The organism is Massilia sp. CCM 8734, from assembly GCF_011682155.1.
In the GTDB taxonomy this organism is placed as follows: domain Bacteria; phylum Pseudomonadota; class Gammaproteobacteria; order Burkholderiales; family Burkholderiaceae_D; genus Telluria_A; species Telluria_A rubra.
Genome location: NZ_WHJI01000031.1, coordinates 87,967 through 98,059 on the forward strand (window position 1 = coordinate 87,967; position 10,093 = coordinate 98,059).

The following is a 10,093-nucleotide window of genomic DNA, read 5'->3' on the forward strand; positions in this document are numbered from 1 at the left end:
ACTACTTCATGGCTCGTTTCTTTATTGACCGCCCCATTTTTGCGTGGGTGATCGCATTATTCATCATGGTTGTCGGCGCGGTGGCGATCACCCAGCTGCCGATCGCCCAGTACCCGACCGTCGCTCCGCCGGCGATCGTGGTCACCACCAGCTACCCTGGCGCCTCGGCCCAGACCCTGGAGGACAGCGTCATCAGCGTGATCGAACGCGAGATGAACGGTTCGCCCGGCCTGATCTACATGGAATCGAACAGCCAGGCCAACGGCACCGGCACCATCACGCTCAGCTTCGAGACCGGCACCAATGCCGACCTGGCCCAGGTCGACGTGCAGAACCGCCTGGGCCGCGCCACCCCGCGCCTGCCGCAGGCGGTGGTGCAGCAGGGCGTGCGCGTCGATAAGGCGCGCTCGAACTTCCTGCTGTTTACCATCCTCTCGTCGGACGATCCGAAATGGGACCCGATCGCGCTGGGCGACTACGCCTCGCGCACCGTGCTGCCCGAAATCCAGCGTATCCGCGGCGTCGGCCAGGCCCAGTTGTTCGGTACCGAAAAAGCCATGCGCATCTGGATCGATCCGGCCAAGCTGGTCGGCTTTAACCTGTCGCCGGCCGATGTGAACAACGCCATCCGCACCCAGAACGCGCAAGTGGCCTCGGGCACCATCGGCGACCTGCCCAACATCGGCGGCCAAGCCATTACCGCCACCGTGGTCGTCACCGGCCAACTGGCCAACGTCGAACAATTCGGCAATATCATCCTGCGCGCCAATCCGGACGGCTCCACCGTGCGCCTGAAGGAAGTGGCGCGCATCGAAATCGGCGGCCAGAGCTACTCGACATCGGCGCGCCTGAACGGCAAGCCGTCGACCGGTATCGGCATCCAGCTCGCCCCGAGCGGCAATGCGCTGGAAACGGCCAAGCTGGTACGCGCGCGCATGACCGAACTGTCCAAGTATTTCCCGCCCGGGATGAAATACGCGGTGCCGTTCGACAGCTCGGCCTTCGTCGAGATCTCCATCAAACAAGTGCTCGAAACGCTGGTCGAAGCGGTGGTGCTGGTGTTCCTGGTGATGTACCTGTTCCTGCAAAACTTCCGCTACACCCTCATTCCCACCATCGTGGTGCCGGTGGCCCTGCTCGGGTCGCTGGCCTGCCTGCTCGCGATGGGCTTTTCGATCAACGTGCTCACCATGTTCGGCATGGTGCTGGTGATCGGTATCGTGGTCGATGACGCCATCGTGGTGGTCGAAAACGTCGAGCGCATCATGAGCGAAGAAGGCTTGCCGCCGCTCGAAGCGACGCGCAAGGCGATGGGCCAGATTTCGGGCGCCATCATCGGCGTGACCGTGGTGCTGGTGTCGGTGTTCGTGCCGCTGGCCTTCTTTGCCGGCGCGGTCGGTAACATCTACCGCCAGTTCTCGGCGGTGATGGTCACCTCGATCATCTTCTCGGCCTTCATGGCGCTCTCGCTCACGCCGGCCATGTGCGCCCACTTCCTGAAACCCGTGGAAGCCGGCCACCATCACGCCAAGACCGGTTTCTTCGGCTGGTTCAACCGTGGTTTCACGCGCACCGCCAAGAAGTACGAAGGCTGGGTCGCCACCACCTTGCGCCATACCGGCCGCTCGATGATCGTGTTCGTCGCGCTGGTCGCCGTGGTGGGCCTGCTGTTCGTGCGCCTGCCGAACTCCTTCCTGCCGAACGAAGACCAGGGCTACATCATCGCCAACTTCCAGCTGCCTCCTGGCGCCACGCTGGAACGCACCGGCAAGGCGCTGCGCGAAGCCGAAGACTTCATCCTCGCGCAGCCGGAAGTGGCCAGTATGGTCGGCGTGCAGGGCTTCAGCTTCTCGGGTTCGGGCCAGAACATGGCGCTCGGCTTCATCACGCTCAAGAACTGGAAAGAGCGCACCGGCGCGGGCCACAGCGCCAGCGACGTGGCCGGCCGCATCTCGGGTCGCATGAGCAAGGTACGCGACGCCTTCATCTTCGCCATCAGCCCGCCGCCGATTCCTGAACTGGGCAGCAGCACCGGCTTCTCGTTCCGCCTGCAGGACCGTGGCGGACAGGGACGCGAGGCGTTGCTGGCGGCGCGCGGCCAGGTGCTCGGCGCGGCCAGCAAGAGCCCGATTCTTGCCGGCGTGCGTCCGGAAGGCCTGGAAGACGCGCCACAGGTGCAGCTCGAAATCGACCGCGACAAAGCCAATGCGCAGGGCGTGACGTTTGACGCCATCAACACCGCGATTTCGACCTCGCTCGGTTCGTCCTATGTGAACGACTTCCCGAACGCCGGGCGCCTGCAGCGCGTGGTGGTGCAAGCCGACGCCAAGGACCGCATGCAGCCGGAAGACCTTTTGAAGCTGAACGCGGTCAACAACAAGGGCCAGCAAGTGCCGCTGTCGTCGTTCGCCACGACGCGCTGGATCACCGGTCCGATGCAGACGGTGCGCTACAACGGCTACCCGACCATGCGCATCGCCGGCGACGCCGCGCCGGGCCGCAGCACCGGTGAAGCGCTGGCCGAAATGGAGCGCATCGCTTCCGAACTGCCGCCGGGCTTCGGCTTCGAATGGACCGGCCAGTCGCGCGAAGAACAACTGTCCGGTTCGACCGTGTTCATCCTGCTCGGTTTCGCCCTCCTGGCGGTGTTCCTGGCGCTGGCCGCGCTGTACGAAAGCTGGTCGATTCCGGTGTCGGTGCTGCTGGTGGTGCCGCTCGGCGTGCTGGGCGCGCTGCTGGCCGCGGGCAGCCGAGGCTTCCCGAACGACGTCTACTTCAAGGTCGGGCTGATCACCATCATTGGCCTGGGCGCGAAGAATGCGGTGCTGATTATCGAATTTGCCAAAGACCTGCAAGCGCAGGGCAAGGGCGTGGTCGAAGCGGCGATCGAAGCGTGCCACCTGCGCTTCCGCCCGATTCTGATGACGTCGTTCGCGTTCATCCTCGGCGTGATGCCGCTGGTGATCGCCAGCGGCGCCGGTTCGGCCAGCCAGCGCGCCATCGGCACCGGCGTAGCCGGCGGCATGATCACTGCGACCGCACTCGGGGTGTTCTTCATCCCCGTGTTCTTCGTGGTGGTGCGCAAACTATTCAAGGGCAGCGAGCGCCAGCGCAAGAAGTACGCGCACGAAGATGGCGCCGCGCCGATCGCAGAGGTAAAACATGACTGATTTGATGACAAGACTGACTCCCCTGGCGCTGGCGCTGGCCCTGGCCGGCTGCGCGTCGATGGCGCCGAAGTATGAGCGTCCGGCCGCGCCGGTGGCTCCCGCTTTTCCGGTGCAAGCCGTCAGCGGCGCCAGTACCGAAGCCGCATCGAGCATCGCCTGGCAGCGCTTCTTTGCCGATGCGCGCCTGAAGCAATTGATCGAACTGGCGCTGAACAACAATCGCGACCTGCGCGTGGCGATCCTGAACATCGAACAGGCGCGCGCGCAGTACCAGATCCGCCGCGCCGACCGCCTGCCGTCGCTCAACCTGAGCGTGGCCGGCAACCGCTCGCCGGGGCCGGACGACAGCATCACCAGCTTGTACACGGCCGGGATTGGCGTCAGCTCGTTCGAACTGGACCTGTTCGGCCGCGTGCGCAGCCTGAGCGACGCCGGCCTGGCGCAATACCTGGCCAGCGAAGAAGCGCGCAAGAGCACCCATATTAGCCTGGTGGCGTCGGTGGCGAATGCGTATTTGAGCCTGCTGGCCGATGAAGAACTGCTGGGCCTGACGCAAAAAACCTTGTCCGCGCGGGAGGAATCGCTCAAGCTGATCCAGCTCAAGTACGACAATGGCGTGGTCTCCAAGCTCGACCTGCAACAAGGATTGTCGCTGCTCGACAGCGCGCGCGTGGTGCTGGCGCAGCAACAGCGCCAACGCGCGCAGGATCTCAATCTGCTTACCCTGCTGGTCGGCCAGAGCTTGCCGGCCGGGCCGGACACCAGCACCACCCTGGCGGCGATGTCGCTGAGCGAACTGCCGGCCGGGCTGCCATCGGACCTGCTGACGGTGCGTCCGGACATCCTCGCCGCCGAGCAGCAACTGATCGCCGCCAACGCCAACATTGGCGCCGCGCGCGCGGCCTTTTTCCCGCGCATTACGCTGACCGGCAATGCCGGCAGCGCCAGCAGCGAGTTGAGCGGCTTGTTCAAAGGCGGCTCGTACGGCTGGACCTTTGCGCCGCAGATGGTGCTGCCGATCTTCGACTACGGCCGCAACAGCGCCAACCTGGGTAGCGCGAAGGCCGGGCGCGACATCGCCGTGGCGCAGTACGAGAAGTCGGTGCAGACGGCCTTCCGCGAAGTATCGGATGCGCTGGCGGGCCAGGCGACCTTCGGCGAGCAGTTGCGTGCGCAGCGCGCGGTGGCCGAAGCCGAGGCCGAGCGCTTCAAGCTGTCGGACCTGCGCTATCGCAACGGCGCGTCGAGCTACCTCGACTTGCTCGATGCCCAGCGCTCGCTGTTTTCCGCCGAACAGGCGGCGGTGCAGGCGAATTTACAGCGCTTGCAAAACCAGGTCACCCTCTACCGCGTGCTCGGCGGCGGCTGGACCGCGCCGCAATAAACTCCTCCGCCGGTGTCGCCCCCCCCGCCGGTGTCAGGTCTGACATTCGTACACGAGCCCAGCCGCTGCACAGCTGAAGCCGTGTCCGAATGTCAGACCTGACACCGGGGTGGGGTATTCACGGAAACCATATGAGCACGCTATTTAATACAACCGTCATCGCCGCCGCGTGCATGCTTTCCGCCAGCGCGGGCGCCGCGCAGCAAGCCGACTTGCCGGCACGCCTGGCCGGGCACGTACGCGCGATTGCTTCCACCGAGCACAACACCGGCACGCCCGCCGAACTCGAAAAAGCCGCCCTGTACATCGAAGCGACCCTCGCCGCCCAGGGCTACACGGTGCGCCGCGACGAGTATGTTTTCGATGGCCACAAGGTGCGCAACCTGGAGGTGTCGATATCGAACACCGCGCCCGGCAAGCAGCCGGAGCGCATCTATATCGTCGGCGCCCACTACGATTCCGCACCCGGCACGCCGGGCGCCAACGATAACGGCAGCGGCACCGCCGCCGTGCTGGAACTGGCACGCTTGCTCAAGGGCCTGGTGCCGGCTCCCGGCAAGGAACTCAAATTCGTCCTGTTCGTGAACGAAGAACCGCCCTACTACAACGGCCCGGGCATGGGCAGCCGCCGCCATGCGCGCGCACTCAAGGCGCGCGGGGCGAACGTGGAAGCGGCACTCATCCTCGAAACCATCGGTTACTATTCCAACGCCAGCAACAGCCAGCGCTACCCGCCCGGCATCGGCGCCTTTTATCCGGACCAGGGCAATTTCATCGGCTTCGTCAGCACCCTCGGCTCAATGGGACTGGTGCGCAGGACCGTGTCGGCCTTCCGCGATGCCTCGCCCTTTCCCGCCCAGGCGCTGGCGGCGCCGTCGTTCGTGCGCGGCGTTACCTGGTCCGATCACACCTCCTACAACCTCGAGGGCTACAGCGCGATCATGATCACCGACACGGCCACCATGCGCTACCCGCACTACCACACCAGCGCCGATACGCCCGATAAACTCGATTACGCCAGCATGTCCAAGGTGGTCGAGGGCATGTCGAGCGTGATCGGGGCGATGCTGCAAGGCCGCTGACGCCCCGGGTGCGGCCTGCACGCCGCACGCCGTACGCACCACCTTGGATGAACGCCGGTTTCGCGGTATGCTATGCGTCAGGATCCTCCTTGAGCGGGTACACGGTGAGCCACTTTCGAACGCTGCTGACGTCTTCCCTGCTGGCCTTGTGCATGGCGCTGTGCACGGCCAATGCACAGGCGCGCATCAAGGTCGTCGTCGCCACCGATTCGTGGGCCCAGCTGATGTACCTGGACAGCCGCAACGTGCCCTCGGGCGATCTGGCCGATTTCATCAACCGCATGAACGAGGTGCAGGATACCTTCCAGTTCGACCTGGTCATCTACCCGCGCCTGCGCGTCGACCGCGTCTTCATCGACAAGGAGGCCGACGTGTATCCTTTGCGTACCACCTTGTGGACCCGGCCGGAACTCGGCCTGCTGCCCACCAAAACCATCTTCACCAGCGGCGATATCTATTTCGCGCGCCGCGCCAACCGCTTCGGCGGCCACAAGGTGTTCGACGACCTGGCGACGAAAACCGTGGCCGGCGTGCGCGGCTACCATTACCAGCTATTTAACAATAACACCGACGAATCCTATATCTGGAAACACTTCAACGCCTATCTGTTCAGCTCCAACGAAGGGGTGATCCGCTTCGTGCAGGCTGGCCGGGCCGATGTCGGCATCGTGCCCGAAGTGATCATGGCGAAGTACATGAACGACCCCAAGGTGCGCCAGCAACTGATCGTCGCCGAGCGCTACGATTCGCAAGTCGCGCTGTCGAACCTGGTCAGGAAAGACGGCCCCATCTCGGTGGAGCAAATGAACGCCATCGTCGACCTGCTGATCAAATCGGGCGATGTGCAGAAACTCAAGGCCAGGCTGAGCATTCAACCGGTGCGCGCGTCTAAAAAGTGAGCGTGCGTTTGCCGGCGTCGGCAAGGAAGGCGGTGGCGTCGTCGCCGGTCAGCGGCCGGCTGAACAGGTAGCCCTGCATCACCTCGCAGCCCAGTTCGCGCAAGTGGCGTGCCTGCGCGGCCTGTTCGACGCCTTCGGCGATCACTTCCAGTCCCAGGCTGTGTCCGAGCGCGATCACGGCCCGCACGAAGGACATGTCGATCTTGAGCTTGTGGACCTTCAGTTGCTGCAGATAGGCGAGCGACGAATAGGCGGTACCGAAATCGTCGATCGACAGGCGCACCCCGAGCGCGCGCAGGTCGGCCAGCGACTGGAACGACAGTTCGCGTTCGAGCATGACGAAGCTTTCGGTGATTTCGAGTTCCAGCTGTTCGGGCGCGATGCCGGCTTCGTCGAGCGCGCGCCTGACCGAGTCGAGCAGGCGTCCCCGGCTAAGCTGCACCGCCGAGTCATTCATTCCAGTCGGATGGGATGCCAGCGTGCAAGCGTCAGGTGCCGCCGGGTTGGGAAAATGAATGACTTGCCAGAAATCACAACAAGAGCGGCGTTGAATACAATGAACATGGCAAAACTGAGCTTGTCTTTCTGGAAAATCGACTGATCATTTCGGGGCACCAGGCCCCCGGCTGGCAGGCATGCTGGCGTTGTTACGGCTCAACAACAATCGAACCCATGCATAATGAATATTTTCCAGATGCCAACGAACCGGGACAGCGTTACGGGCGGATAATCGGGGCTTGCCATCCCCCCGTCCATTGGAAGGAAAACATCATGTTCTCTGATATCCGCATCGGTTCACGCCTTGCCATCAGCTTTGCCGTCGTCCTGATGCTGTCCATCGTATCGACCGGGTACGCCATCATGGCCGCGCGCGATAACGCGCTTGCCACCGAGCGCATGATGGCCGAGCCGCTGGCCAAGGAACGCCTGATTTCCGATTGGTATGGCAACACCTACGCGGCCATCACGCGTACCGCGCTGATCGCGCGCAGCAGCGACAATACCCTCTCGAGCACCTTCGCGACGACCATCGCCGACAGCGTCAAGCGCAGCACGGAGTTGATCAAGACGCTCGAACCGCTGCTCGTGAGCGCCGATGAATTGGCGACCATGAAGTCGATCCAGGCGCAGCGCAGCGCCTACCAGGCGGCCAAGGACAAGGTCATGAACGCCAAAAAAGCGGGCGATGCCGACGCGGCGGTGGCGCTTTTCAACGATAGCTTCATGCCGGCGGCGAATGCGTACCAAAACAGCCTGCAAGCCATGCTCGTCATGCAGCGCAAGGCGATCGACGATATCGCCATCCTCATCGATCGCGCCAACACCCGCACCGTGACCTTGCTGCTGGTGCTCGGCACCCTGGCCGTGCTGACCGGGGCCGCGTGCGCCTTCCTGATCACGCGCTCGATCACCGTGCCGCTGAAGGCTGCCGTGGCGGTGGCCGGCACGGTCGCCAGCGGCGACCTGACGACCGAATTCGGCCCCGCCTCGCGCGACGAAATCGGTGACCTGATGCGCGCCCTGCACGCCATGAACGATTCGCTCACGCGGGTGGTGTCGGAAGTGCAGAGCGGGACCAACGCGATCGCCATCGGCTCGACCGAAATCGCCGCCGGCAACCTGGACCTGTCGGCGCGCACCGAACAACAAGCCAGTTCGCTCGAAGAAACCGCCGCCTCGATGGAAGAACTGACGTCCACCGTGCGCCAGAACGCCGACAACGCGCAGCAGGCCAACCAGCTCGCGCTGGCCGCCTCGCAAGTGGCGCGCAAGGGCGGCGCGATCGTCAGCCAGGTGGTCGACACCATGGGTTCGATCGAAGCGTCCTCGCGCAAGATCGTCGACATCATCGGCGTGATCGACAGCATCGCCTTCCAGACCAATATCCTGGCCTTGAATGCGGCGGTGGAAGCGGCGCGCGCCGGCGAACAGGGGCGCGGCTTTGCGGTGGTGGCGTCCGAAGTGCGCACCCTGGCGCAGCGCTCGGCCGGCGCGGCCAAGGAAATCAAGGGATTGATCGGCGACTCGGTGGCGCAGGTCAGCAACGGCACGCGCCTGGTGCAGGAAGCCGGCACCACCATCGGCGAAGTGGTCGACAGCGTGGCGCGCGTGACCGACATCATGTCCGAGATCACGGCGGCCAGTAACGAGCAGCGCATCGGCATCGACCAGGTCAACGAGGCGATTGCACAGATGGACCAGGTGACGCAGCAGAACGCCGCGCTGGTGGAACAAGCGGCGGCGGCGGCCGGCAGCCTGGAAGAACAGGCGGCGCGCCTGGCCGACGTGGCTGCCGGCTTCAAGCTGGGGGCCTCGACAGCGGCGCCGCACCCGCGCCAAGCGGCAGCGATACGGCCATTGAAACTGGCGGCCTGAGAGGCAAGCCATTGTGCGAATGCATATCAAAAACGATACAAGCAATAATATATCAACAAGTATATTGACTGAAAATCAGCAAAAACCCCTTCTCGAATCGCACGTTCGTGCATTTTTCGTTGCCGCAAAACAACATCATGGAATCGAATTAACTATTTAAAAACGTTAGCTGGAAGTCTTTCTTACAGAAGAGGATAATTGCCGCTCGGAATTATTAACTTCTCAACTGTCAGGAAAACACCATGTTCCCCAACGTACGCATCGGGTCCCGTCTCGCGATCGGTTTCGCCATCGTTCTGGTCCTGTCCATCGTTTCCACCGGCTACGCCATGCTCGCCGCGCGCACCAATGCCGGCGCCACGGAACGCATGATGGCGCAGCCCCTTGCCAAGGAACGCATGATGTCGGACTGGTACGTGATGACTTACTCGGCCATCGTGCGAACCTCGCTGATCGCGCGCAGCAGCGACGAAACCTTGTCGACCACGTTCGCCGTGGCGATCGCCGACAGCGTCAAGCGCAACACGGAAATCATGAAGCAGATGGAGCCGCTGCTGGACACGGACGACGAAAAGGCGACCATGAAGGCGATCCAGGCCAATCGCGCCGTCTATCAAAAGGCCAAGGAAAGCGTCATGGCCGCCAAAAAGGCCGGCGACAGCGCCACCACCGAACAGGTTTTCAACGCCACCTTCCTGCCGGCCGCCAGCGCGTACCAGAACAGCATCCAGGCCATGCTCGCCATGCAGCGCAAGGAGATCGACAATACCGCCCTGCTGATCGAACAAGCCAACAGCCGCACCATCCGGTTGCTGTTCGTGCTCGGCGCCCTGGCGGTACTGACCGGCGCCGTATGCGCCTTCCTGATCACGCGCTCGATCACCGTGCCTTTGAGAGCGGCCGTGGCGGTGGCGGGCACGGTCGCCAGCGGCGACCTGACCACGCAATTTGGCGCAGCCTCGCGCGACGAAATCGGTGACCTGATGCGCGCCCTGCACGCGATGAACGACTCGCTCACGCGGGTGGTGTCGGAAGTGCAGAGCGGGACCAATGCGATCGCCATCGGCTCGACCGAAATCGCCGCCGGCAACCTGGACCTGTCGGCGCGCACCGAACAGCAAGCCAGTTCGCTCGAAGAAACCGCCGCCTCGATGGAAGAACTGACGTCCACCGTGCGCCAGA

General features: G+C 63.7%; 7 protein-coding genes. 6 read left to right on the plus strand and 1 reads right to left on the minus strand.

Annotated elements, in window-relative coordinates; all coding sequences use genetic code 11:
- The first annotated feature begins 8 nt into the window (after positions 1-8).
- From F2P46_RS24650 to F2P46_RS24665, 4 genes are all read left to right on the plus strand, one after another.
- Positions 9-3,170 (plus strand): efflux RND transporter permease subunit, encoded by a 3,162-nt coding sequence (locus F2P46_RS24650; protein WP_166895163.1) that lies wholly within the window; start codon positions 9-11, stop codon positions 3,168-3,170.
- A gap of 4 nt (positions 3,171-3,174) precedes the next feature.
- Positions 3,175-4,554, plus strand: coding sequence for an efflux transporter outer membrane subunit (locus tag F2P46_RS24655; RefSeq protein ID WP_166895165.1), 1,380 nt, complete (start codon positions 3,175-3,177; stop codon positions 4,552-4,554).
- 131 nt (positions 4,555-4,685) lie between these two features.
- Positions 4,686-5,636, plus strand: a complete 951-nt coding sequence (locus tag F2P46_RS24660; RefSeq protein WP_166895167.1) for a M28 family peptidase — start codon at positions 4,686-4,688, stop codon at positions 5,634-5,636.
- Between the two features lie 89 nt (positions 5,637-5,725).
- Positions 5,726-6,535 (plus strand): ABC transporter substrate-binding protein, encoded by an 810-nt coding sequence (locus tag F2P46_RS24665; protein WP_166895169.1) that lies wholly within the window; start codon positions 5,726-5,728, stop codon positions 6,533-6,535.
- Here F2P46_RS24665 and F2P46_RS24670 read toward each other — a convergent pair.
- On the minus strand, positions 6,525-6,992 hold the full coding sequence (locus F2P46_RS24670) for an EAL domain-containing protein (protein WP_166895170.1): 468 nt from the start codon (positions 6,990-6,992) through the stop codon (positions 6,525-6,527). The two genes, F2P46_RS24665 and F2P46_RS24670, sit on opposite strands and share 11 nt — an antisense overlap.
- A 314-nt stretch (positions 6,993-7,306) precedes the next feature.
- Here F2P46_RS24670 and F2P46_RS24675 point away from each other — a divergent pair, with 314 nt between their 5' ends.
- Together F2P46_RS24675 and F2P46_RS24680 are read left to right on the plus strand one after the other, a co-directional pair.
- Positions 7,307-8,911, plus strand: coding sequence for a methyl-accepting chemotaxis protein (locus tag F2P46_RS24675; RefSeq protein WP_166895172.1), 1,605 nt, complete (start codon positions 7,307-7,309; stop codon positions 8,909-8,911).
- Positions 8,912-9,153: 242 nt separating this feature from the next.
- Positions 9,154-10,093 (plus strand): MCP four helix bundle domain-containing protein (locus F2P46_RS24680; RefSeq protein ID WP_166895174.1); only part of this gene is annotated, 940 nt, incomplete at its 3' end.

Coding starts and splice junctions, on each gene's coding strand:
- F2P46_RS24650 (WP_166895163.1), top strand. CDS start 9: ATGGCTCGTTTCTTTATTGACCGCCCCATTTTTGCGTGGGTGATCGCA.
- F2P46_RS24655 (WP_166895165.1), top strand. CDS start 3,175: ATGACAAGACTGACTCCCCTGGCGCTGGCGCTGGCCCTGGCCGGCTGC.
- F2P46_RS24660 (WP_166895167.1), top strand. CDS start 4,686: ATGAGCACGCTATTTAATACAACCGTCATCGCCGCCGCGTGCATGCTT.
- F2P46_RS24670 (WP_166895170.1), bottom strand. CDS start 6,992: ATGAATGACTCGGCGGTGCAGCTTAGCCGGGGACGCCTGCTCGACTCG.
- F2P46_RS24675 (WP_166895172.1), top strand. CDS start 7,307: ATGTTCTCTGATATCCGCATCGGTTCACGCCTTGCCATCAGCTTTGCC.